We start from the raw sequence: 25,082 nt of genomic DNA on the forward strand, positions 1-25,082 counted from the left end.
ATAAAGATATTATGCAGGAAACCACAATCCTATGGGCCGACGACGAGATAGATCTGCTTAAACCACATATACTGTTCCTGAGCGAGAAAGGTTATAAAGTTACTACCGTAACCAATGGTAACGATGCTGTTGAAGAGTTTAAGAAAAAATATTTCGACCTGGTTTTCCTGGATGAGAATATGCCCGGCCTTACGGGGCTTGAAACTTTGCAACAGATAAAGGGCCTTAACAACGATATACCCATTGTACTCATCACCAAAAATGAGGAGGAGTACCTGATGGAAGATGCTATTGGCTCAAAGATAGACGACTACCTGATAAAGCCCGTGCACCCTAAGCAGATATTGCTTACCATAAAAAAGCTTACCGAAAATAAACGCCTGGTTACTGAAAAAACAACCATGGCCTACCAGCAGGATTTCCGCACCCTGGGTATGACGCTTAATGACAATTTGAGCTACGGTGAATGGGTTGAGGTTTACAAAAAACTGATCTACTGGGAACTTGAACTGGAAGCCTTGCAGGATAGCGGAATGCACGAGATATTGACCCTGCAAAAGGCCGAAGCAAACGTGCAGTTTTGCAAGTTTGTTGAGAAGAACTATTTGGGCTGGCTAAAAAACCCCGATACAGCTCCTGTAAATTCACCGCAGCTTTTCAAAAAGAAGGTATTCCCTAAATTGGAAAGCAAAGTGCCGGTTTTCTTTATCCTGATCGATAATTTACGTTATGATCAGTTCAGGATCATCAATCCGCTTATTTCTGAATACTTCCGCTTAGAAGAGGAAGAAACCTATTACAGTATTTTGCCAACTGCAACACAGTACGCGCGTAATGCTATCTTCTCGGGCCTGATGCCGCTGGAGATGGAAACCCGTTATCCGCAAATGTGGCAGAATGATGAGGATGAAGGTGGTAAAAACCTCTACGAAGCCGATTTCCTGGCCGATCATTTAAAACGTGTAATGCGCCGTGATGTTAAACACTCGTATCACAAAATACTGAACATTGATGAAGGCCGGGCGCTTAACGAATCGGTAAATAACCTGATGAACAACGAGCTGAACGTAGTGGTATACAACTTTGTTGACATGCTGAGCCACGCCCGTACAGACATGCAGATGATCCGCGAACTGGCCAGCGATGACCCTGCATACCGCTCGCTAACATTATCATGGTTTGAGCACTCCCCGCTTTTTGATCTGCTTAAGTATCTTTCTCAAAAACAGGTGAAGGTTATCATTACTACAGACCATGGTACCATACGCGTTAAAAACCCAAGCAAGATCATTGGCGACCGTAACACTAACACCAACCTGCGGTATAAACAAGGTAAAAATTTGAATTTTAATCCTAAGGAGGTGTTCCATATCCGTAACCCGCATGATGCCCAACTGCCCAAGCTGCATGTAAGCTCAAGCTTTGTGTTCGCTAAAAGCGATAGCTACTTTGTGTATCCTAACAATTACAATCATTTTGTAAACTTTTATAACGAGACGTTCCAGCATGGCGGTATCTCGTTAGAAGAAATGATCATCCCGATAGTAACATACGGCAATAAATAAGATATTTGGCGCTGATGGAAATACACACTAAAACCATTAATGATCTGGCAGATGCTGCTGAAAAGGTTTTAAAAGAAGCGGGACAAAACCGCATCTTTTTATTTTACGGGGAGATGGGCGCGGGTAAAACCACGCTTATCAAATCTATATGTGCTGCGCTTGGGGTAACAGATGATGTTACCAGCCCAACCTTTTCAATCGTTAATGAATACGAAGGCAAGGATGGGCCTGTTTACCATTTCGACTTCTATCGCTTAAAGCAATATAGTGAAGCTTTGGATATGGGATATGAGGAATATTTCTATTCAGGAAACTATTGTTTTATAGAGTGGCCCGAAAAAATTGCCGACCTGGTGCCAGATACGTATACCGGTGTGAGGATACATATCCAGGACCAGCACGAGCGCCTCATCACGGTTGAAAACTTTTAGCTAAAGTATAATTTTCGTATCTTCATCAGCCGGAAAAACTAACACACTATGAGTGCAGGGAAATACAGTGGGTTCACAAGCGTTGCAAGGCAGGCAATGATGCAGCCGCAGGAATCAATGCTTGAAGTGAAAAGCAACAAAAAGCAGCTATACATTGGTATACCTAAAGAAACGTCTTTTCAGGAAAACCGTATTGCATTAACGCCACTGTCTGTTGCCCTGCTTGTCAATAATGGCCATAGCGTTTACCTGGAAAGTAACGCAGGCCAGGCCGCAAATTTTACTGATAACAATTACAGCGAACAAGGCGCAGAAATTGTTTACGATACCAAAAAGGTTTACGAGGCCGATATCATCATTAAAATAGCTCCTCCCACCGCAGAGGAGATAGAAATGATGAAGCCGGGGCAATTGTTGATATCTACCCTGCAGTTGGCTACACTTAAAGCCGAAAGCCTGCATGCGCTAATCAAAAAAAAGGTTACTGCCATTTGTTTTGAACACCTTGAAGACGAGGGAGGTTCATTAACCGTGGTACGCGCCATGAGCGAGATAGTTGGCGCAACATCTGTCTTGATAGCGGCAGAATACCTGAGTAATATTTTTGAAGGGAAGGGCCTGATGCTGGGTGGCATTACCGGCGTACCGCCTACCGAAATAGTTATACTTGGCGCAGGTACCGTTGGTGAGTACGCCGCGCGCACTGCCATCTCATTAGGCGCAGAAGTAAAAGTATTTGATCCGTCTATCTATAAACTTCGCCGTTTGCAGAATAATATAGGCGCACGTGTGTTTACATCTGTTGTGCAGCCAATTGTATTGGAAAAAGCCATCACCACCTGTGATGTAGCTATAGGTGCTATGCGTGCAGATGATGGCCGCAGTCCCTGTATCGTGTCAGAGGCTACGGTAAGCCGTATGAAACCAAATTCGGTTATTATTGACGTAAGCATAGACCAGGGCGGATGCTTTGAAACATCTGAAGTCACCAATCACACACACCCCGTTTTCCGTAAGTACGATGTGATACATTATTGCGTACCTAATATTGCATCTCGTGTAGCGCGTACTGCCACTTATGCGCTAACAAATATTTTTGCCCCCATATTGCTTGATATTGGCGAGCAGGGCAGCCTTAAGAATTTGATCTGGCAAAAAACCGGTATACGTAACGCTGTGTACATATATCAGGGCCATCTAACCAACAAATACATTGGCGAGCGCTTCAACATCCCAAGCAAAGATCTGGATCTGCTGGTGGTATCAAATCATTGATATTACTTGATGTCAAAACATGCTTGTCTGTTTCCCTCCCTTTGGGGTAAATAAACTCAGATCATAAGCAGGCATCTCCCGGCCGGCTAAAAACCGAACGCAAGCCATACGGTAAAGCTGGTGAATGGAGTTTGCTATATGGCCATCACCGCTCATACGCCGGCCAAAATCAGTGTCGTTCAAATTGCCGCCATGGCAGGCTTTGATCATATTTAAGATCTTCTCTGCCCTGTCTGGAAAAGCTTTGTGTACCCAATCTGTAAATATCTCTGCAATGGCACCGTTTAGGCGCACAATGGTGAACCCCGCTGAAACAGCACCTCTATCAGCTGCGGCTTTAATAATATCCGGAATTTCATTGCTGTTTAAACCCGGTATAATTGGCGCCACCATTACTCTGCAGGGAATGCCACTTTCTGATAGTCTTTGAATAACCGCTAAACGGCCCATGCCGGTAACCGTCCTTGGTTCAAGTTTCTGGCGTAATGATTCGTTTAAGGATGTGATAGAAACGTTAACGTGAGCCAGTTTCATCCGGGCCATATCGCTTAGTATATCAATGTCGCGCAACACTACGTTGTTCTTTGTGATAATACTAACCGGGTTACGATACCTATGGAATACCTCCAGTAACGAGCGTGTGATCTTCAGTTTACGCTCAATAGGCTGGTAGCAATCCGTATTGCCGGATAATACGATGGGTACAGGGATATACCCCTTTTTATTAAAATGCTTTTCCAGGAGTTCTGCAGCATTACGTTTAACAATTATCTTTCGCTCAAAGTCGAGCCCTGCACTAAATCCATAATATTCGTGACTGTTGCGGGCGTAACAGTAGATACAGCCGTGCTCGCAGCCTTGGTATGGGTTTATAGACACAAAATGACTAAGGTCAGGACTATTTGATTCGCTTACTATTTTTTTAGGATTTTCCTCAAATAACTGGGTGTGGATGTTCTCCAGCATCTGCTCATCTAATCCCTCAATGTGCTCCTGCACATATTTACTTTTCAAAAACCGGTTATGCGTATTTACCTGAGCGCCGCGGCCCTTAAAAAATTCAGGATTTTCCTCGTGTGACATAGAAAATAAATTTGCTAATATTATTAGCAAATAGCAATTGTATCTAATTGTTTTATTGCCGAAAGTATCAACACAAAACACCGTGGTACATGTTAAAATTACATGCGCCGGTTTTTGCAACGCCTACTTTATAAGCTTGTCTCAAACCTGGCGAACTCGTTTTCATCCAGGCCCAATAAAAAACGTGTTAACAACGCCCTTACCGATCTTTGTCGTGATGTTCATGATAATCCGGGTAAAAAAGGGCCGCTTATCCCTTTTGATGCGGGCGCAGATAAATTCATCATTTTTTCAGACCAGCATAAAGGTGCACGCGATGGGGCTGATATTTTTGCAAAATGCGAGCAAAACTATCTTGCAGCACTTCATCACTATTATGAAAAAGGGTTTACCTACATAAATCTTGGTGACAGTGAGGAGTTATGGGAGAATTTGTTTGTCACCGTAAAGCGGCACAACAAAAAAACGTTTGAAGCGGAAAAGCTTTTTCTTAATGATAATCGTTTCATCAAACTCTTTGGCAACCATGATCTTTATTGGGACAACGATCCTTTAGCTGCCTTAAGCCTAACAAAGATTTATGGCAGGGCCATAAAGGTTTATGAAGAACTAATACTTAAAACAGAACTTAAGAATAAACCCTTAGAGATACTGCTGACACATGGCCATCAAGGCGATCTGCAAAGCGATGGCAACTGGTTTAGCAAATGGTTCGTATCTGATGTTTGGGGGCCACTGCAAGGCTATCTATCCATAAACCCCAACACTCCTGCTTACAATGACCAATTCAAAACAGATCATAACCGAATGATGTACGAGTGGAGCAGCAATCATAGTAACACGCTACTGATCACGGGACATACTCACCAGCCGGTATTTTGCTCCATGACCCATCTGGAAATCTTATATCATAATCTTGATGAAGCACGCAAGGAAAATAACGTTGCTAAAATGAGCGAGATTGAAAGGCAGATAGCGGGCTTGCACTTAAAAGGCGTAACGGAGCCAAACTTCAACGGCTATTTAGATTCATACTTTAACTCCGGCTGCTGCTGCTTTAATGATGGCGATATTACCGGGATAGAGATATCAGACTATTGCATCAGGCTAATTAAGTGGAACTACAAACACAAAATAAGCGAGCGCGTAGTGCTGGAAGAATGCAGATTGGATAAATTAAAGATCAAACGCTGAAGTATACTGCCGGTTATCCATCCAGCAGAAATACAAAAAGCTCTTTTGGCCCGTGGGCACCCAATACAAGCATTTTTTCAATATCCGCTGTACGGCTTGGTCCGGTAATATGCGTTATCATAGATGGTATGTGGCTGCCATATTTTTCTTTAATGAGTTTAAAGCCATCCTTAAGGTCCATTCTTATCTGCGAGGTGTAGGCAAGCACAATATGCACGGGCGGGTAAATGCTTAGCCTGCGGCCTGCGGCATTAGCATTAGAGAGCAGTATGCTGCCGCTGCGGGCAATCAACGCCTCGCATAGCGTAAAGCCAACTTCGGCCTGGTCAAAGTCTTTATCTGTTTCGTAATAGGGATATTCATATTGGGATAAAAGCTGTTGAAGCGGTTGTTCCCAGCAATAGATCTTATGCCATTTACGCTCTTCGGCCAACTCAAGCAGGTTTTCTATAAATTGCACCTCATCTTCACAAAAAATGAACTGGCCGTTGACATTGGTGAAATTTTCCGCAAAAAGCACTTCCGGCATTTCCCCGGTCTCCACATACATCGGAAGTTCCTCAAGATTAGGATAAGGATTATCACGCTTCTCTAAAAGGGCCTTCCTTACTTTTTTTAAAAGTTTTTCTTTTGATGTGGTGATATCTCGCATAGTAAGTCAAAAATCGAAATTATAAAGTCAAAAATGCAATGCCTACTTGCACTAAACTAAAAAGTCAAAAGCTCGATAAGAACTTTTGACTTTTTAGTTTCAAGCATTTGCTTGTTTTATTCTTTAGTCGTGTCTGTTTCTTCAGGGTTACGGTTAAATGTACCAGAATGATCGCTTACACCTTCATGAACCAGGCCTTGGGCAGCCGGATCCTGGTTAGAGTCTGTTGGTCCGTTCACAAATTCATCATAAGTGGTACGGTTATCAAACGGACGTTTGCCCAATATTTCTTCCAGGTCTGATTGGAACAGGATCTCTTTTTCAATCAGTTTGTTGGCCAATTTTTCTAAACCTTCACGCTTGTCTATCAGTAACTGTTTAGTGCTTTGGTAAACGTCACCAATCAGTGTACGAACCTCGTTATCTATCAGTTCTGATGTTTTATCAGAGTAAGGCTTGTTAAACTGGTATTCGCCCTGGGTGTCGTTAAATGATACGTTACCAACCTTATCATTCATACCATAGATAGTTACCATGGCATAAGCTAATTTAGTGATACGCTCAAGGTCGTTTTGTGCACCTGTTGATATTTTACCGAAAACGATATCTTCTGCAACGCGGCCACCCATGGTCATGCGCATACCATCAAGCAATTGCTCTGTAGTATACAAGAACTGCTCTTTTGGCAAGTATTGTGCATAACCCAATGCAGCTACACCGCGGGGAACAATAGATACCTTAACCAATGGGTCAGCATGCTCCAGGAACCAGCCTGCAATGGCATGGCCAGCTTCGTGGTAGGCAACAATCCGTTTTTCTTCCGGAGAGATGATCTTGTTCTTTTTCTCCAAGCCGCCGATAACACGGTCAATAGCATCCTGGAAATCCTGCATTTCAACCGCCTCTTTGTTTTTACGGGCGGCTATCAAAGCAGCTTCGTTACAAACGTTAGCAATTTCTGCACCGGCGAAACCAGGTGTTTGTGCCGATAGCTTTTTAGCATCAACACCTTCGGCAACCTTGACAGGTTTAAGGTGAACTTTAAATATCTGTTCGCGGCCTATCAGGTCCGGTTTATCAATAGATACCTGTCTGTCAAAACGTCCCGGGCGCATTAAGGCGCTATCCAGTACATCAGGGCGGTTGGTTGCAGCAAGTATGATGATACCAGAGTCGGTTCCAAAACCATCCATCTCAACCAATAACTGGTTCAACGTGTTCTCACGCTCATCATTACCACCTACGATATTGTTTTTACCTCGTGCGCGGCCAATTGCATCAATCTCATCAATAAAGATGATACATGGTGCTTTGTCTTTAGCCTGGCGGAACAGGTCACGAACACGTGATGCACCCACACCAACAAACATCTCCACAAAATCAGAACCTGACAGCGAAAAGAAAGGTACCTGTGCTTCGCCGGCAACTGCTTTTGCAAGCAGGGTTTTACCGGTACCCGGCGAACCTACCAGTAGTGCACCCTTAGGTATCTTACCACCCAGATTAGTGTATTTTTTTGGATTTCTCAGGAAATCCACAATTTCCATCACTTCTTGTTTGGCTTCTTCAAGGCCTGCAACATCGTTAAAGGTCACATTAACCTGCGATTCTTTATCAAACAGTGTAGCCTTTGATTTACCGATATTGAAGATCTGGCCACCGGGGCCGCCACCTGCACCACCACTCATGCGGCGCATGATAAATAACCACACACCAACCAGTAGCACTGCCATAATAACGCATTGTACCAGCCAGTTACTTAGCAGGTTCTCTTTGCCTTGCTCATATTTAACAGGTGTTTTCTGCGCATCGGGCAGGTCTTTTTCTGCAGCGGTTAATGATTGCTTTAAGCTTTCGTAGCTGGCATCAGTAAAATAATACTGCGGGCTTTCGCTATTGCTCATGGCAAAACCACGCTGTGGTTTATTAACGTCAGAATATTTCGGTTTACTAAGGCTGTCTTTTTTGATGTAAACTTCGGCCATTACCAGATCGCCGCTTTTGTAGGCCACAATGTGGTCAACATCATGGGCTTTAAGCATGGTATTGCTAAACGTTTGAAAGTCTATCTGTTTGCCGGTGTTGCCGCCCCAAAGCTGCGGTACTATCAGTAAGCCAATTATTAATATGGCATATAGCCACATCAAATTAAATTTAGGGGGCTTCGGTGCGATTTTTTTATTCGGAACCTTGCGTAAAGGTTTCTGGTTATCAGAATTTTTGTCTTTAATTTCCATTTTCTACAAGCTCAATTGGCTATTGGTAAAATAATAACGATGCTATAGTTGAGCTTAAGCGCTTTTATAACTTTGTATCTCAGCATCTCCCCACAGGTCCTCAACGCCATAAAACTCGCGTTTATCCGTACGGAAAACATGTATCACTACATCTACATAATCAAGTAATATCCACTCGCCATACTCAAGCCCCTCTTTTCTCCAGGGCTCTATTTGTAAAGCTTTGTATATTTCATCTTCAACACTGTTGGCTATTGCTTTTACCTGCGTGGCTGAATCGGCGTGGCAAACTACAAAATAATCTGCTACCGAACTGTTTATATTTCTAAGATCGAGCCTGACCAGTTCATTCCCTTTTTTCTCCTGCATGCCATGTATGGCCAGTTCAGAAAGGTAGGCAGACTCATTTATCACTTTACTTTTTACCATCAAAAAGATTTAGTTTTGAACGATTTTGGTTTTTAAATTATTATACGTTGCAAAATAACATATTTTCGGCATTATTTGTTGGACAAAATTTGGTGGAGCTTAAACAAGTTGACTCAACAAATACATTCCTTAAAAATCTTTTGTCAAAATCCACGCCACTACCAGAGGGTACCGTCATTATGGCAGAAGACCAATTTGCCGGCCGAGGCCAGCGTGATAACACCTGGCATGCCCAACCGGGTAAAAATTTAACTTTCAGCATACTCTTAAATCCCGGCTTTTTATCGGTACAACAGCAGTTTGACCTTACCCGCGCCGTAAGCCTGGGTGTATATGACGCTTTATACCCCCTGCTGCGTGACAGCTTAAAGATAAAATGGCCTAACGATATTTATTATCAGAACAATAAATTTGGCGGCATGCTGATCGAGAATATTTTACAAGGTAGTCGCATTAAGCATTCCATTATTGGGATAGGCCTCAATGTAAATCAGGAAGATTTTCATCCATCGGCAACAAATGCAACATCAATTAAGAAGATATTACAGAGGGATTATGATTTAAAAACTATTTTAGCTCAAATTTGCAATAAGGTTGAGGGTTATTACCTTCAATTAAGAATGGGTAAGTTTGCTCAGATACGTGAATTGTACCAGAGCCGTTTGTACAGATTAAACGAAGAGCGTTTATTTAAGTCGAACGGTGAAACATTCAAAGGCGTAATAAAAAATGTTACAGATGAAGGTTTGCTTGTTGTGCATACTGATGCAGGTGAGCGGCTTTACAATTTAAAGGAGATAGAATTTTTAAACAATTAAGATGAAGAAATTACTTTTAGCGGTTGCCGCATTATTTGTATTCTCTGTAGGTGCCAAAGCACAAATAGAAGCACCTGTTACCTGGGCATTTGCCGCAAAAAGGACCAGCCCAACCGAGGCTACCTTGCTTATAAAGGCCACTATTGATAAAGGCTGGCATGTATACTCTCAAACAGTGAAAGAGGGTGGGCCGGTTAAAACCACTTTCACTTACACGCCATCTAAAGAATATACTTTGGTTGGCAAAACCATTGAGCCAACACCTATAACACGTTACGAAAAAGTGTTTAGCATGAATGTTGGTTTCTTTGAAAATTCAGTAATATTTCAGCAAAAAATAAAACTCAAAGCTAAAGCTACTACAGTTACCGGTAAGGTTGAATTTATGACTTGTAACGATACCAAGTGCCTTCCGCCGGATGAGGTGAAGTTCAGCATCCCTGTTAAATAATTTATAAAGAACTGCTTTAGATGACATCAGCTACAGGCCGAGGCCTTTTCAGATATACCGTTTTATTTTTAGCCCTGTTTTTTGCTATTGCACTAAAGCCGGCACATGCAATGCAAAAAGCAGCAGACACCGTATCAACCGGTGATGTACAGTTTACCGAAGCGCCATCTAAAAGCCAGGAAATGGCCGAGGGTATTAAAAAGGCCGACTCCATAGCAAAACTAAAAGCAGATTCTTTAAAAAAGGCAACTAAAGATGGTGTGACCAATAATGGTACCGATTCTCCCAAAAGCCTTTGGCAATTGTTTATCATAGGCTTCCTGGGTGGTTTTGCGGCATTCCTGCTGCCATGCGTTTATCCAATGTTGCCGCTAACGGTGAGTTTCTTTACCAAAAAGGGGGGCACGCGGGCTAAGGCCATTTGGCAGTCTTGCTTATATGGGCTTTGTATCATCTTCATATACGTGGTTTTCGGTTTGCTGATCACCATTATATTTGGGCCAACGGCTTTGAATGGCTTAGCTACAAATGGCATATTTAACTTCTTTTTCTTTTTGATGCTGATCGTATTCGGTGCATCGTTCCTTGGTGCATTCGAAATTACGCTGCCAAGCTCATTAGCGAATAAGCTTGATGCCAACTCAGATAAAGGTGGTTTTGCGGGGATATTTTTCATGGCTGCTACATTGGTGGTAGTGTCCTTCTCGTGTACCGGCCCTGCCATTGGCGGTGTGCTTTCGAGCGCATTCACTAAAGGCGACAGACTTGCACCCGCAGTGGTGATGTTTGGCTTCTCGCTGGCTATTGCTTTGCCTTTTACCATATTTGCTACCTTCCCTTCGGCATTAAAAAGTTTACCAAAATCCGGAGGCTGGTTAAATAGTGTTAAGGTTATTCTTGGTTTTATAGAGATAGCGTTTGCGCTGAAGTTCTTATCGAATGTAGACCTGGCTTACCATTGGAATCTGATAGACCGAGAGGTGGTGTTATCGATATGGATAGCTATTGGCATCTTGATGAGTTTGTACTTGATAGGAAAGATCAAATTTTCGCACGATAGCGATGTGCAGCATTTAACCGTTACACGTACTTTCTTTGCGATGGCAGCTTTCGCATTTACGGTATATATGATCCCGGGCTTGTGGGGAGCTCCACTTAAATCGATCAGTGCATTGCTACCTCCATTAAGTACACAGGATTTTGACCTGACGCTTGGGGCTGGTTCCTCAACAACTGCTGCACCGGCAACCGCCACAACAACAATCAAAGAGAAAAAATACGAAGAGATTTTTAAACGGCTGCCAAAGGTTAAAGGGATTGATGACTGGTATGATTACGACCAGGCGGTTGAAGTTTCAAAACAATTAAAAAAGCCGATTCTGATAGATTTTACCGGATGGAACTGTGTTAACTGCCGGTTAATGGAGCAAAACGTTTTCCCTAATCCGGAAGTGTTTAAACGTTTGCAAAATGAGTTTGTAATGCTGCAATTGGTTATCGACGATAAAACCGAACTGCCGGCAAGTGAGCAAACCGACCTGCTTTTATCTCGCGGTAAAAAAGCTACCACAATTGGTAACAAATGGCTTGATTTTGAAGTCGCTAAATACCATTCGAATGCGCAGCCTTACTACGTGATAATCAACGAAAAAGGAGAGACCTTGGTGCCGCCTCAAGGCGCAAATCAGAACATCCCGGAGTTTATAAAATATCTTGACAGTGGCATTGCGGCTTACAAAAAAGTGAGCCTTAACTAAAAAAATAATGTAACTTCGCGCTGACTTTACAAAAAACACCTTATCACATGTGTTTAGTAGAGTATCTCTTTTTGTACAGACTTTTAAAGCGCCTTCTTACAAATGACGCAAATAAAAAATATAGGACTTTTTACATCCGGTGGTGACGCGCCTGGCATGAATGCTGCTATCCGCGCGGTTGTTCGTTCAGCATATTATTACGGTATTGATGTTACAGGTATCCGCCGTGGATACGAGGGTATGATCAATGGTGAGCTGTTCTCTATGGACCGTAAATCTGTAGCCAACATAATTCAGCGTGGTGGTACAATATTAAAAACCGCACGTAGCGAACAGTTCAGAACCCCTGCGGGACGCAAACTTGCTTACGACCAGATAAAACGCCACGGAATTGATGCTTTAGTGGCTATAGGTGGCGATGGTACTTTTACCGGCGCACGCATTTTTGGTGCAGAGTATGATATCCCGGTAATTGGTTTGCCCGGCACAATTGATAACGATTTGGCAGGTACCGATTTTACTATTGGCTACGATACTGCCATAAATACCGTTATTGATGCAGTAGATAAGATCCGTGATACCGCAGAATCGCACGACCGTGTGTTCATTATCGAAGTGATGGGACGCGATTCTGGGTTAATTGCCCTGCGTACCGGTATTGCATCAGGAGCTGAAGCCATTGTGATCCCGGAAACGGAAACTAACATCGGCGCATTATGCGAACGTTTAGAGACCGGCCGAAAAGATAAATTATCAAAAATTGTAATAGTTGCCGAAGGCGATGATGCCGGTGGTGCCTTTGAGATAGGCCGACAGGTTAAAGAGCGTTTCCCGCATTATGATACACGCGTATCCATCCTTGGGCACATCCAGCGCGGCGGTCGCCCTTCATGTATGGACAGGGTGTTGGCAAGTCGTATGGGTGTTGCCGCCGTTGAAGCACTACGCGACGGTCACCGCAACGAAATGATCGGCATTATTCATAATGAGATCAGCTACACACCTTTTGAGCATGCCTGCAAGCATGTAGAAGAGATAAACCCAAACTTGTTGAAGATAGTAGAGATACTTTCGATATAAATAAAAGGAGAAGGCCACTCGATCGAGTGGGCTTCTCCTTTTATGCATCAAAATGTGTCATCGCGAGGGGCCTCGTGCGATTCCCTCCCTTGGGAGGGTGTAGAGAGGGGTTTCTGCGTGGTGCGAATAACGCCTCCCTGCCTTTTCGCTTATCACTGCGCACCCCTCCCTTGGGAGGGAATTAAACTACTCACGATTCACGGCATCACTCTTCATTTCTCCCTCTCTTTGCAATTTCTTCAGCATTTCGTTGCCAATAAGGGCATCTATCATGCCTCCGCTGCCGCCGTCTTTACCGCTTACCAATATCTCTGGTACCAGCTTAATGCCGTTAGTAGCTAAGGCCTCGGCCACACGCACTATGGCATATTGCTCGGTACCCATGGCTTCGGTTTTCTGTTTGGTAACTTCGGCCTCGGCCAAACCTATGGCTTTAATTTTACCGGCATCGGCGTTACCGTTAACCTCTGTGGCTGCAGCGTCTGCTTTGGCGTTAATGGTTTTGGCTTCGGCATCCGCTTTGGCAGTAATGGTTTTGTTCTCTGCATCCGCTTTAGCGTTGATAATGCGCGATTCCGCATCACCTCTTGCAGCGGCAACCTTTGAAGCAGCCAATTGGGTGTTGATCTCTACCTGGCGGGTTGATTTTACAACCTCGGGTTGCATATCGGCACCGGCTTTGGCACTCTCAAACTCTTTACGCTCAATTTGTGCGCTTTTTTGTATCTCGTAGGTAACACGTTCCTGTTCGGCTATCTTACGGTCGGTAAGGGTTTTCATCAGTGCTTCCGGAGGCACAATGTCACCTATCAGCGTATCTACGCCCTCCACGTTATAGGCGGCCAGCACCTTGCTTATTTGTTGGCGCGCATCTTCCTGCCTTTGCGAACGGTTGGTCAGGAACTCGATAACGCCGCTTTTTTGTGCCGAGTTACGGAAGTAGTTGGCAATGGTGGGCTCCAACACCTGCGATACCAGGTTTTTCATGTTACCAAAACGGGCAATAACCTTTGGTGCTTCGTTACGTGGTATGTGAATGATCTGCGAAACATCGAGGTTAAAAGTAAAACCATCTGACGAACGCACACTAATAGTACACAGGTTCTTATCCAACTCGTGCGATTCGGTGCGGCTGTTTGCCCAATTTAATACGATGTTGGTTGTAGGTACAATCTCTACTGCATGGGTGTAAATATTTATCGGGTGCTTGCCCGGGTCAAGCGGTTCGTCCCAAACACCTTTTTCGTTTTTAGCTACAATGTTACCGTGGGTAAAGCCTACCCCGCTGGTATCAAGCCCTTCCGGGCCAACAAACGAGTTAACTACACCTACATAACCGATGTGGATATGTATCATATCTACCTGCTCCACAATGGCAAACCAGGGGTTAAGGTAATAGGTACCTGCCAGGATCACATCTTCCTGCAAACCCTTTTTACCACCGGCTTTAATAAAAGCCATTGGGTCCTGGTAGTTACGGTGGCCATCTACCGAACCGCCTGCTATCTCACCTTTATCCAAAGGCTCACCATCAAGTGTGGTAACGATGCCCACCTTGTTTTCCTGGATACGGGTGATTGGTACCATCACAATCTCAAACAGGAATGTGTTTATACGGTAGTTACCCGGCGTAAGGAAAGCCGCCTGCGGGCCTTTTTGCCCTTTGTTCTCTAAAAAGGCGCGGCCATCCTGGAATTTGTCGCAATCTACCGGTTTACCCAGCACGCGGCCGGTATCCATAGGTGCACCGTCTTTTGCTTTTACCAGGCCCAGCTTATCCTGCGGGATAATGGTGAATTGTTCCATGGTAATGGTATACTGCCATGGCCACATGTGCCAGTAAAGGCCTGGTGCAAGCGGCGCTGCCTGCATACCTGCTTCGCCCTTTGTGGCTATAATGCGCCCATCTGGCAGGCGCGTATCGCCATAAAGTGTAAATTTTTTAACAACTAAACCAATACGGTCATCCGGAACGATGATCATACCAAAGAAAACCCGCAGTACGAATTTGTACAGCAGAACAGCAGCCACCAGCGGAAATACCCACCAGAACTGGATCAATAAATTTTCAGACATTTTGTTTAAGTGAATTTATTTAACGGAACCCTTAAGGTGCGGGCCCTCACAACAACTTGCAGCTTTATGAGACCTTGGCTGCATAGCGTTATTAAGATGCCGGTGTATCACGGTTGTTACACAAAAGCTTAAATTTTTTTTACGTGAGATCAGTCTTTCTAAATTTGCGTTTAGCGTTCACGTTCACGCCATGAACGCTTGTGAACACCGTGAACGCTGACAGGATTTTGTCAGTATTGTTTATGCTTGTAAAACGTCGTGCGAAAGCTTGTGTGGAACTATAAGCACTAACTAAACCTTATGGAAAAATGCGGCATAGTGTAACGTGCGGATAGCACAGGCACTGCAGGAGCACTGACTTTGTAGCGCGTTACCGTAGCCGCGACTTTTCTTTGGTTCCTTTCTTTTGAGAGAAAAGAAAGGAACATCCACTGCCAATCATCAGTATCACTACCATTCCTAACGAAGAATTACCTATGAGTTCGCATCAACCCCTATATACATCGTGTCTTCGCGATGATATAATATTTTACATTCACGTAAACCCCAATCGTTTGCTATAACGCGACACTAAAACCCAACCACAAACGATTTAATTACAAGCCTTTTATATATAAATATTAATTTATACCTTTGCGTCCCCGCAGAAAGAACTCCGGGGGTAATGTTGAATACATAAAAAACAAAGAATGGCAACTAAGATCAGATTGCAAAGACACGGTAAAAAAGGAAAACCTTTTTACTACATCGTAGTAGCAGATGCCCGTGCACCAAGGGATGGTAGGTTTATTGAGCGTATTGGCTCTTACAACCCAAACACTAACCCGGCTACAATTGACATCAATTTTGATAAAACTTTTGAGTGGGTTAACAACGGCGCACAGCCAACTGATACCTGCCGTGCAATACTTTCTTACAAAGGGGTATTATACAAAAAACACTTACAAGGTGGTGTTACCAAAGGTGCTTTAACCCAAGAGCAGGCAGATGAGAAATTTACTGCATGGTTAGATCAAAAAGATGGTAAAATAACCGGTAAAAAATCAAACTTAGCATCAGCTAAAGACGAAGCACGTAAAGCTGCCTTAATTGCTGAAGCTAAAAAGAAAGAAGATAAAGCCGCAGCTATTGCTGCTAAAAACACGCCACCTGCAGAGGAAGCAGCTGAAGAAGCTCCTGCTACTGAAGAAGGTGCTGCAACTGAAGAGTCTGCAGAAAGCGCTGAATAATTTTAGTAGAGTCAAGAGTAAAGAACCACGAAACAAGATTTTCTGTCTTTATTCTTATATCTTGAATCTTGATTCTGAAATGGCGAAGGGCTAACGTTCTTCGCCATTATTATTTTAATATATTTTTGAGCATGAAAACCGAAGAACATTTCAGGATAGGAAGCGTACTAAAAACCAAGGGCCTAAAGGGAGAGATGGTGATGTATGTTGATTTTGACGATATTGAAAAGATCAAATTCAATTCGGTATTTATTGAGATAGCAGGTAAACTGGTGCCTTATTTCATAAGCTCGGTAAAGTACCTGCAGAATAACCAGGCTTATCTTAATTTAGAGGATGTGGATACGGTTGAGAAAGCTGCCCTGCTTGCCAAAAAAGATATTTACCTCCCCAACAAGCTAAAGCCTAAAAAGAAAAAGGAAGAGTTTACGCTTAAAGACCTGAAGGGCTTTTTGGTGGTAGACGAAACACATGGCGAATTGGGAGAGATAGACGACATTGTTGAATATCCGCAGCAGTTAATAGCGTCAGTATATTTCAACAATAAGGAAGTGCTTTTCCCACTGAACGTTGAGATCATTAAAGGGATCGATGTTGAGGGCGAAGAAGTATATGTTGACCTGCCTGATGGTTTGCTGGATATATATTTGGAAGGATAAATAAATTTTTGCCAAGTATAATCTCCAGAATAGATTTTAACTTACCGCTTACTAATGGATTCTTTCGATATCCGATTATTCCAGGTTGTATGTAATCTGTAAGTTAAGTCGTTTTTACTAAAATAGCATTGGCTGTTATCGGTTCAAAATCAACTTTCTTAAACTCACTGCTTAAAGATCATTCATAGGTGTTATAGATAGGTTTAAGCATGGGATTAAACAGCAATAAGTTGTTATATCTTACCATATAATTTTTCCCTTGGTCCACCTTGCGCCAACCACTCGTTTAAGCTTAAGTTACAGGGCTGAAACTCTATCCCGGTAATTCCCTCCGCCTCCAAATGTTGCTTTAGCCTTTCAGATGCCAGGTACATAACCCCACCTTGAACTTTCTCTAATATCAAAAAGTCGCTGGTTGTTCCATCAAGGATATGCACATTTTCAATGTAAATGGAATAGGGGTAGCCCCTGTCATCTACTGCTTTTTTTTCCCTTTCGTAATCTTTAAAATTAACTATTGGCAACTGTTCAACTTTAGTAACGGTTCTTTCCATGACATAGACCCTGGCTTTTGAAAAATCTATGGTATCCATATCAAGCAAAAAAGGATTTAATACCCAATAGTCTTCTATTTCATTGCCTTGATAAATCACTGGAGAGCGATGGAACTGCATCCCTTCATTACCTGTGATCTCCAGAATAGATTTTAACTTACCGCTTACTAATGGCTTTAAGGAAAACCCGACCATTCGTGGATTTATATAATCCGTAAGCTTAGCTTTCTTTACTAAAATGGCCTTGGCAGTTATCGGTTCAAAGTCGACTTTTTTAAAGCTCACATTCGCGTGATCAATAAATTTTGGATCTTCCCAAATGTCACAGAAATATTCTGCAAACTCTGCTTGAATATGTTTGCCCGCCACTGTTCTGCTTAAACTTCCTCTTAAATTGAAATATATCATATTGCTAAAATATCAAGCTATTGATATGTGTTGTAGGGTTAGCTACAATAGCTGCTTTTATTTTCAAAATTAATGCCTCTATTGCATCTGCTGTTGCTTCGGGGGAAAGATTTTTATCTATTTCTACAAGCTTTTCTATGATTCTTTCATCATAAGCGGCATGACTACCATTATGCACCAAAGTATTCAAAGGTATACCATTTAGGGCGCTGTTCATATGAAATGCTTTTTTTGATTTAGCCGCTTTCTGTATCACTTGTTCGGTTTGTTTTGCCCAGGGAATAATATGATGTGCAACCCGAGGATCGCCTGCTGCCAAATTCAGTACTTTCCTCAACTGACTGCGATTGCCAAAGCTTATATAGTGGCCAACTTTAACGGCCCACTTAAGCGTGGTTTTTGACCCATTGGCAAGTACAATAGTTTTTTTAGCGAATTTTGCCCCCGCAGCAAACCAGCCCGCTACCGGTATTGCCGACGCATAACTAAGCGTGGCGTTAACGCCGTCGCCCTCAATAGTATAAAGCACTCCATTTGTAAGATCAGCTATTTCCCCTACTACAGGCACCAGGCCCACACCGTCTAACAACAGATGAACCATCTCTTTTGACGCCTCCCAATAAACCTTCCAGTTAGGATAGTCAGGATGCTCCGTTTTAATAATCGCACACTGTATAGACATGTAAGTTGCAAATACCTGGGCAGCCAGAAACTGACTGTTAGGCAATGCCGGGCTCACAACTGTGTAGGCATAATTATAATTGCTTGTAGATAGAACGCCTGCTGCTGCTGCGTTTATAGTCATTAATGCGGCTGCTTTTCCTTCGAGAGAAAATTCATCAGCTTGTAATTCTTCGTAAATGGCAATAGCGGTTTGCTGATTGCTAACTACCCAAGATAGGGCGGAGCCTTGTAAGTTGTAAAAATCAATAAGTGATTGTACCTTAAAAGGATAAGCAGGTGGTTTAGGTGTTGTTGGGTTACAATTGGAAGGTAACCCCATTACTTGTAAGCCGGAATTTGTGCCCGAGATTTGTGGGGGAGCGCCAGGGTCACAAGGGTCATAGCCCGTTGGCGGGTTAGGAGTTGTGCCACCTCCACCGCCCCCACTGCCTATTGGCCCCGGGTTGCCCGGCATAGCGCAGTTTACAACAGTTGTTCTGGATACCCGGTACCCCGGAGGGCTGTCATTCTCACCCATTAAAAAGGGCTTGGTTTCCCATTCGCAGAAGCCGGGCCAGTCTCCTGTAGAACACTGTACGGGTATCCACTCATAAACATCGTATGTTTCACATTCGCCCGGAGCCAGGCGGATTTTCACATTCCTTATAGTAATAACATTTTCTTTTTTGGCGGTTGATGTGATTGACTGGATTTTAACGTCTTCTACTTTGACAGGGTTATCACTTAATTCTATCCTGTTAACAAATACTTCGCCATCAAATGCAAGGTGTTTAACCGTTCGCCAGTCGTCTATCCATTTTTTAGTTGGCAGGTACGTGGTTAAAAACGCGGCTACTTTTCCATTAGAGGTTTGGATGGTTATATTTTCAAAATGAACAGCGCCGGGCGTTCTGGGTTTTAAGCTTAATACGTAACTAATGGTGTCGCCAATAACAAGTTTTTTTACATTGCTTACGTCGAGATCAAATGCAAAAGTTTCATTTTCTGTATTTACAGACTTTACGTTATTATTCGGTGTAATGGATAACGCTTTCCTTAATTCTCCCGTTTTGTTAATATCTACAGCTTGAAGGAAATCTTTGTAAGGAATTGTCTCTATAGGGCTTTTTATAGCCGGAGACAGGCCTTTAACGGATTTCGTAGAAGGAAACTGTTCAATTTTTTTGCAAGAACTTACTACTAATGCTAATCCAATTAACAGGAATAGAATTTTGTTAGTTGAGCGAGTGCGCTTTGCTTGTTTGGTTGAATTAAATACTGATTGTTCGTTACTGGGTAATGAACATAATCCTGGGAAGATCACTGAAAAAATTTTCATTTATGATAAGGTTTGGTTGAGCAGTTGTAAGTATACAATAAAATATCAAAAGCTGCTTAAACTTTGGAAAAACTAATCTCTATTCTCCAATCACTAATCACTAAATTTGCCCCATGCGTTTTGATATTATTTCGGTACTGCCGGGTTTGCTGGAGAGCCCTTTTGCTCATTCTATTTTACAACGGGCCCAAAAAAAGGGCATTAGTGAAATAGTGGTGCATAATCTGCGCGATTACGCTAACAACAAGCACAAAAACGTTGACGATTATCCTTATGGTGGCGGCAGCGGTATGGTGATGGCCATACAACCCTTTGCATCGTGCATTGAGAAGCTGAAAAGCGAACGCGATTATGATGAGGTAATATTCATGAGCCCCGATGGCGAAACGCTTAATCAGGGTATTGCCAACCAACTATCTATCAAAAAAAATATCATTGTGCTTTGTGGGCACTATAAAGGTATAGATCAGCGGATCCGCGACATGTATGTTACCCGCGAGATCTCTATCGGCGATTACGTCCTATCGGGCGGGGAACTACCCGCAGCCATTCTGGTAGATGCAGTGGTGCGATTGATACCGGGTGTATTGTCTGACGAGACATCGGCGCTATCAGATTCCTTCCAGGATGATATGCTTGACGCCCCCATTTATACACGACCTGCAGATTGGAACGGACATAAAGTACCCAACGTTCTGTTGAGCGGAAATGCTGCTGAGATTGAAAAATGGCGTTTTGAACAAGCTTTGGAGCGCACCAAACAACGTCGACCAGACCTGTTGGAGTAAACTCCTCAACCACCTGAAGGGGGTGTAGAAGGCATTCATAAGAGCGCTTTACTCATATGGGTAGCTGTCAAATTGTTAACAACAAATATTTTGTGGAAATTTTTTAAGAAGTGTTTTCTAATTGAAATAAATTCCGTATTATTGCACTCCGATTTTTACGGGCTAAAAGTCGGTTTTAAGAGCTAAAAATCATGGATTTAGTAAAATTTGTAGAAGAGCAATCAGTAGTTAAAAATACCTTCCCCGCTTTTAAAGCCGGTGACACTGTTAGCGTACATTATAAAATTAGAGAAGGTAACAAAGAGCGTATCCAGGTTTACCAAGGTGTTGTTTTACAACGTAACAGCGTTGGTAACAGCGAAACCTTTACCGTGCGCAAAGTATCAAATGGTATTGGTGTTGAGCGTATCTTCCCTTACAACTCACCAAACATTGATAAAATTGAAGTGAACAGTGTTGGTAAAGTACGTCGTGCTAAATTGTACTACTTACGTGCCCTTACCGGTAAAGCTGCTCGTATCAAGTCAAAAAGAGTGTAATTGCCGTCGCTTTTACAGCGACTGTACCAAAGCATATTTAAAACCTGCGTTTTTAACGCGGGTTTTTTTTATTGTGTGGTCGGCAATAGACCCCGCCGCGTCCCCTCGACACCCACCATTGTTCCTGCTTTCGTCCGAAGCTTTTTGCTGACAGGAGAGGAAGAAGAAATGAAATTTGTCATTCTGAGCGTAGCGAAGAATCTAACCGCGTTCATTTATACATTTAAAACCACCCATGTCATTTCGAACGAGCGATAGCGAGGAGAAGTCTTCTACGCCAGGTACTTTACGGTGCAGAAGATTTCTCGTCGCGCCACCGTGCAAGGCCAGTTCTTCTGCTCGCTCGAAATGACATTGTTTTAGATGTCCCAGCAAACAAAAAGCCCCGATAGTTTTGCTATCGGGGCTTAAATATCTTAAAAAGAATTTTAGTTTAAGCGGTAAGGCGCTATCAGGTAAAACTCCGGGATCTGTACGTTAAATGTAGAATTATCTAACAGTCGCTCCATCAGGTATTCGCCTTTCATGCTCCCCATGTCGGTTTTAAGGTTGCAGCCGCTCACATATTCGTGGCTGTTGCCGGGCTCAATAACGGGCTGCATACCAACAACTCCTTCACCCTCAACTTCTCGTTTTGCTCCGTTAGAATCAAATATATACCAATGACGGCTCATCAGGCGTACAGCATACTGGCCCATATTCTCAATACTTACCCTGTAAGCAAACATAAAATGATCGTTTGCCGGGTTTGAATACTCGGGTTGGTAAACTGTTTCAACCGAAACCCGCACACCATCAGTAATAGTTGTAGCCATGTTAAATACCTTTAAGTCAAATATATTTGTTTGGAACAAATATTAAGCCATCTCCAAACTGTATTTTTTGTCAACCTGTTCCAAAACGTCCATTATCTCTTCAACGGATGATGCAACAACAAGTTTCATTCTATACTCTTTAAAATCAGGCAATCCTTTAAAATAGTTGCTGTAATGGCGGCGCATCTCAAAAATACCTGTTTTAGGCCCTTTCCACTCCATTGATTTTATCAGGTGTGTTTTGCACACATCGATACGCTCGGCAACCGTCGGTTTGTCCAGGTGCTCACCGGTAGCAAAAAAATGTTTCACCTCGCGGAAGATCCAGGGATAACCAATAGCTGCGCGTCCTATCATCATGCCATCAACACCGTATTCTAATCGCCAATCGGCAGCTTTCTCAGGCGAGTCGATGTCGCCATTGCCAAATATGGGAATTTTGATCCTCGGATTTTTCTTAATATCCCGGATGAGCGACCAGTCTGCAACGCCTTTGTACATCTGCGCACGCGTGCGGCCGTGTATGGTAAGGGCTTTGATACCAACATCCTGCAAGCGTTCTGCTACTTCATAAACATTTTTGGTATTATCGTCCCAGCCTAAGCGTGTTTTTACAGTAACCGGCAAGTGAGTTGCTTCAACAACCGCTTTTGTCATGGCCACCATTTTATCAATATCCTGCAAAAGGCTGGCGCCGGCACCACGGCAGGCAACCTGTTTAACCGGGCAGCCGTAGTTGATGTCCATCAGATCGGGCCCGGCTTGTGAGGCTATTTCGGTAGCCTCGCGCATGTGCTCGATATCACTCCCGAAGATCTGGATGCCAATAGGGCGTTCGTATTCAAAAATATCCAGCTTTTGGCGGCTTTTGGCAGCATCGCGTATCAAACCCTCTGATGATATAAACTCCGTATACATCATATCGGCCCCGTTTTGCTTACACACGTAACGGAAAGGCGGATCGCTCACATCTTCCATCGGTGCCAGCAGCAACGGAAATTCACCTAAATCTATGTTCCCTATTTGTACAGACATGATTATATTTACCATGCAAATTTACGCAATTTGGGTTACATGGTGAAAACGTCTCTAAATCAAACATCTCCGGGAAGGCAATTCCTTTACTTTGTGGCGATATTTGCCGGTGTGTTTGTGGTGTTTAATGTGTTAGGCATACTTTCAATAGGTTTGTTTTACGGTTTTGGGTTGGTTATGGACATAGCCAGGCTCAATTTTAGCGATCCAAGCAGCATACCCGCGCTTTATCTTTTACAAATTGTCACTACAACCATTCCTATCTTCGTAGCTCCGGTATTGTTTGCAGCCTGGGTAATGCGGCAGCCACGGGAATATTTAAAAACAAGCTGGCGTATCCCGCCTGTACTTTTCGTAGTTGCGTTTTTTATTATGCTGATTTCTTCGCCGCTGATAGAATTTTTGAGCAATATTAACCAGCAACTTACTTTACCTCGAAGTTTAAAAGGAGTGGAAAACTGGATGAAGCAAAGCGAAGAAAGCGCTAAGCAAGTCACCGCAGCAATCCTGAATATGCACACCGTTTGGGATTGCGTTAAAAATGTTTTTTTGGTAGGTTTTCTTACCGCAGTTGCAGAAGAGTTCTTATTTCGTGGTGGTATGCAAACCATATTGGTGAAGTGGACAAAAAACAAGCATACCGCCATTTGGGTAACTGCTGCAATTTTCAGCGCTTTCCACATGGAGTTTTATGGTTTTTTACCTCGTATGTTGCTGGGTGCCTTATTTGGGTACTTTGTTGCATACAGTGGCAGCATATGGCCTGCGATTTGGGGGCACTTTTTAAACAATAGCACAGCGGTAGTTGCCACCTATTTATATCAAAATAAGCGTATCAAACTAAACCCCGATGACCAGCATGTATTTACTTGGTGGCAGTATGTATTTAGCCTGATAATTATTATAATTTTGCTGCTTGTTTATAAAAAGGTAGCCGGCGGCAGAGAAAACGCCAAATTAAATGGAGAAGAACTGGGTTAAAGTATTTACATCTTCAAATTTTTATCAGTCTGAAATTGTGAAGCAAATGCTTACAGGAAACCATATTGACGCTGTTTTGCTGAACAGGCAGTCGTCTTCGCATCAAAATTTTGGTTATGTAGAGGTTTATGTGCACCAGGATGATTTTAGCCAGGCTATCGAGATGATGATCTTGAACCAGATAACTTTATGAAGACACGCGCCATAACAGGCTTCTTTTTTTTAATTGTGATGATTGGCTCGCTGTTACTTGGGCCGCAGGTTTTCATGGGCTTTTACCTGTTACTTACACTGCTCTGTTTACATGAGTTTTATGGCCTTATTATCAAAAGCGGGATCGCCGTTAACCGCTCCGCAGGGTTTATCAATGCCGTAGCCATATTCGGGCTGTTCGGGTTGATCAATTATCATGACGCGCCTGTTTATCATCATCTGTTATTTATGCTCACGCTTACAATGGCCGGTATTTTTGGCCAGGAGCTATACAAAATATCGGTATCGCCATTCGCCAATATCGGGTTTACCATACTTGGTTTGGTGTTTACAGTTGTGCCGTTTACATTCTTTCATGCACTTGCTTACATACAAGGAACCTATAACTTCCATTTTCCGCTTGCATTTTTGCTTATGCTTTGGAGCAATGATACCGGTGCTTATTTAACCGGCCGTGCTTTTGGCCGTACCAAATTATTTGAACGCCATTCGCCGAAGAAAACCTGGGAAGGCTTTATTGGCGGTGTGCTTATAGCTGCGGGTGCAGCGTTTGTTATCAGCCTGTACTACCCGGAATTAGATTGGAAACAGTGGGTCAGCGTTGCTATCATCATAGGCGTTATCGGCACAACCGGCGACCTGATAGAATCAATGTTTAAACGCAGCATCAATGTAAAGGATTCCGGCGGTTTGCTGCCGGGCCACGGTGGTGTTTTGGATAGGTTTGATGGCTTATTATTCGCCGCGCCAATTGTTTACACCTATGTGCACTTTATTTTAAATGCTTAGCTTTGTATTAAATACCATTTAG

At 43.0% G+C, this 25,082-nt stretch carries 24 protein-coding genes; 15 read left to right on the plus strand and 9 right to left on the minus strand.

The window, feature by feature from the left end; genetic code table 11:
• The first annotated feature begins 11 nt into the window (after positions 1-11).
• From INP83_RS03840 to INP83_RS03850, 3 genes are read left to right on the plus strand one after another with little or no spacing between them, the layout of a single operon-like run.
• Positions 12-1,565 (plus strand): PglZ domain-containing protein, encoded by a 1,554-nt coding sequence (locus INP83_RS03840; RefSeq protein ID WP_219126367.1) that lies wholly within the window; start codon positions 12-14, stop codon positions 1,563-1,565.
• 14 nt (positions 1,566-1,579) lie between these two features.
• Positions 1,580-1,996, plus strand: a complete 417-nt coding sequence (gene tsaE, locus INP83_RS03845; protein WP_219126368.1) for a tRNA (adenosine(37)-N6)-threonylcarbamoyltransferase complex ATPase subunit type 1 TsaE — start codon at positions 1,580-1,582, stop codon at positions 1,994-1,996.
• A gap of 48 nt (positions 1,997-2,044) precedes the next feature.
• Positions 2,045-3,271 (plus strand): alanine dehydrogenase, encoded by a 1,227-nt coding sequence (locus INP83_RS03850; protein ID WP_219126369.1) that lies wholly within the window; start codon positions 2,045-2,047, stop codon positions 3,269-3,271.
• A 12-nt stretch (positions 3,272-3,283) separates the two neighbouring features.
• Here the strand turns inward: INP83_RS03850 and INP83_RS03855 are convergent, their stop codons facing one another.
• The gene (locus INP83_RS03855; RefSeq protein WP_219126370.1) at positions 3,284-4,354 is read right to left on the minus strand and encodes a PA0069 family radical SAM protein; all 1,071 of its coding nucleotides are present in this window, start codon (positions 4,352-4,354) and stop codon (positions 3,284-3,286) included.
• A gap of 114 nt (positions 4,355-4,468) precedes the next feature.
• Between INP83_RS03855 and INP83_RS03860 the strand changes: the two genes are divergently transcribed.
• Positions 4,469-5,548 carry a metallophosphoesterase gene (locus INP83_RS03860; RefSeq protein WP_255563249.1) on the plus strand — a complete coding sequence of 360 codons (1,080 nt, stop codon included), beginning with the start codon at positions 4,469-4,471 and terminating at the stop codon, positions 5,546-5,548.
• Positions 5,549-5,561: 13 nt separating this feature from the next.
• Here the strand turns inward: INP83_RS03860 and INP83_RS03865 are convergent, their stop codons facing one another.
• From INP83_RS03865 to rsfS, 3 genes are all read right to left on the minus strand, one after another.
• Positions 5,562-6,200: a lactate utilization protein gene (locus INP83_RS03865; RefSeq protein ID WP_219126372.1), complete on the minus strand. Its 639-nt coding sequence runs from the start codon at positions 6,198-6,200 to the stop codon at positions 5,562-5,564.
• A 116-nt stretch (positions 6,201-6,316) separates the two neighbouring features.
• Positions 6,317-8,437 carry an ATP-dependent zinc metalloprotease FtsH gene (gene ftsH, locus INP83_RS03870; RefSeq protein WP_146269441.1) on the minus strand — a complete coding sequence of 707 codons (2,121 nt, stop codon included), beginning with the start codon at positions 8,435-8,437 and terminating at the stop codon, positions 6,317-6,319.
• A 54-nt stretch (positions 8,438-8,491) separates the two neighbouring features.
• Positions 8,492-8,866: a ribosome silencing factor gene (gene rsfS, locus INP83_RS03875; protein ID WP_146269440.1), complete on the minus strand. Its 375-nt coding sequence runs from the start codon at positions 8,864-8,866 to the stop codon at positions 8,492-8,494.
• A 92-nt stretch (positions 8,867-8,958) separates the two neighbouring features.
• Between rsfS and INP83_RS03880 the strand changes: the two genes are divergently transcribed.
• The 4 genes from INP83_RS03880 (at position 8,959) to pfkA (ending at position 12,972) form a co-directional block, all read left to right on the plus strand.
• A complete protein-coding gene (locus INP83_RS03880; RefSeq protein WP_255563303.1) occupies positions 8,959-9,684 on the plus strand; it encodes a biotin--[acetyl-CoA-carboxylase] ligase in 726 nt (241 codons plus the stop codon).
• A 1-nt stretch (position 9,685) separates the two neighbouring features.
• Positions 9,686-10,135 (plus strand): protein-disulfide reductase DsbD domain-containing protein, encoded by a 450-nt coding sequence (locus INP83_RS03885; protein WP_186458687.1) that lies wholly within the window; start codon positions 9,686-9,688, stop codon positions 10,133-10,135.
• Between the two features lie 20 nt (positions 10,136-10,155).
• On the plus strand, positions 10,156-11,892 hold the full coding sequence (locus tag INP83_RS03890) for a protein-disulfide reductase DsbD (protein ID WP_255563250.1): 1,737 nt from the start codon (positions 10,156-10,158) through the stop codon (positions 11,890-11,892).
• Positions 11,893-11,994: 102 nt separating this feature from the next.
• Positions 11,995-12,972 (plus strand): 6-phosphofructokinase, encoded by a 978-nt coding sequence (pfkA, locus tag INP83_RS03895; protein ID WP_146269437.1) that lies wholly within the window; start codon positions 11,995-11,997, stop codon positions 12,970-12,972.
• Between the two features lie 186 nt (positions 12,973-13,158).
• Here pfkA and INP83_RS03900 read toward each other — a convergent pair whose 3' ends face one another.
• Positions 13,159-15,048, minus strand: coding sequence for an SPFH domain-containing protein (locus INP83_RS03900; RefSeq protein WP_219126373.1), 1,890 nt, complete (start codon positions 15,046-15,048; stop codon positions 13,159-13,161).
• 689 nt (positions 15,049-15,737) lie between these two features.
• Here INP83_RS03900 and INP83_RS03905 point away from each other — a divergent pair.
• Together INP83_RS03905 and rimM are read left to right on the plus strand one after the other, a co-directional pair.
• The gene (locus INP83_RS03905) at positions 15,738-16,277 is read left to right on the plus strand and encodes a 30S ribosomal protein S16 (RefSeq protein ID WP_146269435.1); all 540 of its coding nucleotides are present in this window, start codon (positions 15,738-15,740) and stop codon (positions 16,275-16,277) included.
• 131 nt (positions 16,278-16,408) lie between these two features.
• Complete coding sequence (gene rimM, locus INP83_RS03910) at positions 16,409-16,936, plus strand: ribosome maturation factor RimM (RefSeq protein WP_219126374.1); 528 nt, start codon at positions 16,409-16,411, stop codon at positions 16,934-16,936.
• A gap of 233 nt (positions 16,937-17,169) precedes the next feature.
• Here the strand turns inward: rimM and INP83_RS03915 are convergent, their stop codons facing one another.
• Together INP83_RS03915 and INP83_RS03920 are read right to left on the minus strand one after the other, a co-directional pair.
• The gene (locus tag INP83_RS03915; protein WP_219126375.1) at positions 17,170-17,898 is read right to left on the minus strand and encodes a hypothetical protein; all 729 of its coding nucleotides are present in this window, start codon (positions 17,896-17,898) and stop codon (positions 17,170-17,172) included.
• A 4-nt stretch (positions 17,899-17,902) separates the two neighbouring features.
• The gene (locus INP83_RS03920) at positions 17,903-19,900 is read right to left on the minus strand and encodes an AHH domain-containing protein (RefSeq protein WP_219126376.1); all 1,998 of its coding nucleotides are present in this window, start codon (positions 19,898-19,900) and stop codon (positions 17,903-17,905) included.
• A gap of 113 nt (positions 19,901-20,013) precedes the next feature.
• Between INP83_RS03920 and trmD the strand changes: the two genes are divergently transcribed.
• Both trmD and rplS read left to right on the plus strand, forming a co-directional pair.
• Positions 20,014-20,688, plus strand: a complete 675-nt coding sequence (gene trmD, locus INP83_RS03925) for a tRNA (guanosine(37)-N1)-methyltransferase TrmD (protein ID WP_219126377.1) — start codon at positions 20,014-20,016, stop codon at positions 20,686-20,688.
• Positions 20,689-20,879: 191 nt separating this feature from the next.
• Positions 20,880-21,227, plus strand: a complete 348-nt coding sequence (gene rplS, locus INP83_RS03930) for a 50S ribosomal protein L19 (RefSeq protein ID WP_146269429.1) — start codon at positions 20,880-20,882, stop codon at positions 21,225-21,227.
• A gap of 428 nt (positions 21,228-21,655) precedes the next feature.
• Here the strand turns inward: rplS and apaG are convergent, their stop codons facing one another.
• Together apaG and dusB are read right to left on the minus strand one after the other, a co-directional pair.
• On the minus strand, positions 21,656-22,042 hold the full coding sequence (apaG, locus tag INP83_RS03935) for a Co2+/Mg2+ efflux protein ApaG (RefSeq protein ID WP_146269428.1): 387 nt from the start codon (positions 22,040-22,042) through the stop codon (positions 21,656-21,658).
• Positions 22,043-22,084: 42 nt separating this feature from the next.
• Positions 22,085-23,077 carry a tRNA dihydrouridine synthase DusB gene (dusB, locus tag INP83_RS03940; protein WP_219127552.1) on the minus strand — a complete coding sequence of 331 codons (993 nt, stop codon included), beginning with the start codon at positions 23,075-23,077 and terminating at the stop codon, positions 22,085-22,087.
• 39 nt (positions 23,078-23,116) lie between these two features.
• Between dusB and INP83_RS03945 the strand changes: the two genes are divergently transcribed.
• The 3 genes from INP83_RS03945 to INP83_RS03955 are packed head-to-tail and all read left to right on the plus strand — an operon-like array spanning position 23,117 to position 25,060.
• The gene (locus tag INP83_RS03945) at positions 23,117-24,058 is read left to right on the plus strand and encodes a CPBP family intramembrane glutamic endopeptidase (protein WP_219126378.1); all 942 of its coding nucleotides are present in this window, start codon (positions 23,117-23,119) and stop codon (positions 24,056-24,058) included.
• Positions 24,039-24,251, plus strand: a complete 213-nt coding sequence (locus INP83_RS03950; RefSeq protein ID WP_146269425.1) for a DUF2007 domain-containing protein — start codon at positions 24,039-24,041, stop codon at positions 24,249-24,251. Before INP83_RS03945 ends, INP83_RS03950 begins: the two co-directional genes overlap by 20 nt.
• Positions 24,248-25,060: a phosphatidate cytidylyltransferase gene (locus INP83_RS03955; protein WP_146269424.1), complete on the plus strand. Its 813-nt coding sequence runs from the start codon at positions 24,248-24,250 to the stop codon at positions 25,058-25,060. The genes INP83_RS03950 and INP83_RS03955 overlap by 4 nt, the downstream gene beginning before the upstream one ends.
• Positions 25,061-25,082: the final 22 nt, after the last annotated feature.

Source organism: Mucilaginibacter sp. 21P, assembly GCF_019331605.1.
In the GTDB taxonomy this organism is placed as follows: domain Bacteria; phylum Bacteroidota; class Bacteroidia; order Sphingobacteriales; family Sphingobacteriaceae; genus Mucilaginibacter; species Mucilaginibacter achroorhodeus.

Bases quoted from the DNA above. Each gene is read 5' to 3' on its own strand.
- INP83_RS03840 (WP_219126367.1), top strand. From the start codon at position 12: ATGCAGGAAACCACAATCCTATGGGCCGACGACGAGATAGATCTGCTT.
- tsaE (WP_219126368.1), top strand. From the start codon at position 1,580: ATGGAAATACACACTAAAACCATTAATGATCTGGCAGATGCTGCTGAA.
- INP83_RS03850 (WP_219126369.1), top strand. From the start codon at position 2,045: ATGAGTGCAGGGAAATACAGTGGGTTCACAAGCGTTGCAAGGCAGGCA.
- INP83_RS03855 (WP_219126370.1), bottom strand. From the start codon at position 4,354: ATGTCACACGAGGAAAATCCTGAATTTTTTAAGGGCCGCGGCGCTCAG.
- INP83_RS03865 (WP_219126372.1), bottom strand. From the start codon at position 6,200: ATGCGAGATATCACCACATCAAAAGAAAAACTTTTAAAAAAAGTAAGG.
- ftsH (WP_146269441.1), bottom strand. From the start codon at position 8,437: ATGGAAATTAAAGACAAAAATTCTGATAACCAGAAACCTTTACGCAAG.
- rsfS (WP_146269440.1), bottom strand. From the start codon at position 8,866: ATGGTAAAAAGTAAAGTGATAAATGAGTCTGCCTACCTTTCTGAACTG.
- INP83_RS03885 (WP_186458687.1), top strand. From the start codon at position 9,686: ATGAAGAAATTACTTTTAGCGGTTGCCGCATTATTTGTATTCTCTGTA.
- INP83_RS03890 (WP_255563250.1), top strand. From the start codon at position 10,156: ATGACATCAGCTACAGGCCGAGGCCTTTTCAGATATACCGTTTTATTT.
- pfkA (WP_146269437.1), top strand. From the start codon at position 11,995: ATGACGCAAATAAAAAATATAGGACTTTTTACATCCGGTGGTGACGCG.
- INP83_RS03900 (WP_219126373.1), bottom strand. From the start codon at position 15,048: ATGTCTGAAAATTTATTGATCCAGTTCTGGTGGGTATTTCCGCTGGTG.
- INP83_RS03905 (WP_146269435.1), top strand. From the start codon at position 15,738: ATGGCAACTAAGATCAGATTGCAAAGACACGGTAAAAAAGGAAAACCT.
- rimM (WP_219126374.1), top strand. From the start codon at position 16,409: ATGAAAACCGAAGAACATTTCAGGATAGGAAGCGTACTAAAAACCAAG.
- INP83_RS03915 (WP_219126375.1), bottom strand. From the start codon at position 17,898: ATGATATATTTCAATTTAAGAGGAAGTTTAAGCAGAACAGTGGCGGGC.
- INP83_RS03920 (WP_219126376.1), bottom strand. From the start codon at position 19,900: ATGAAAATTTTTTCAGTGATCTTCCCAGGATTATGTTCATTACCCAGT.
- trmD (WP_219126377.1), top strand. From the start codon at position 20,014: ATGCGTTTTGATATTATTTCGGTACTGCCGGGTTTGCTGGAGAGCCCT.
- rplS (WP_146269429.1), top strand. From the start codon at position 20,880: ATGGATTTAGTAAAATTTGTAGAAGAGCAATCAGTAGTTAAAAATACC.
- apaG (WP_146269428.1), bottom strand. From the start codon at position 22,042: ATGGCTACAACTATTACTGATGGTGTGCGGGTTTCGGTTGAAACAGTT.
- dusB (WP_219127552.1), bottom strand. From the start codon at position 23,077: ATGTCTGTACAAATAGGGAACATAGATTTAGGTGAATTTCCGTTGCTG.
- INP83_RS03945 (WP_219126378.1), top strand. From the start codon at position 23,117: ATGGTGAAAACGTCTCTAAATCAAACATCTCCGGGAAGGCAATTCCTT.
- INP83_RS03950 (WP_146269425.1), top strand. From the start codon at position 24,039: ATGGAGAAGAACTGGGTTAAAGTATTTACATCTTCAAATTTTTATCAG.
- INP83_RS03955 (WP_146269424.1), top strand. From the start codon at position 24,248: ATGAAGACACGCGCCATAACAGGCTTCTTTTTTTTAATTGTGATGATT.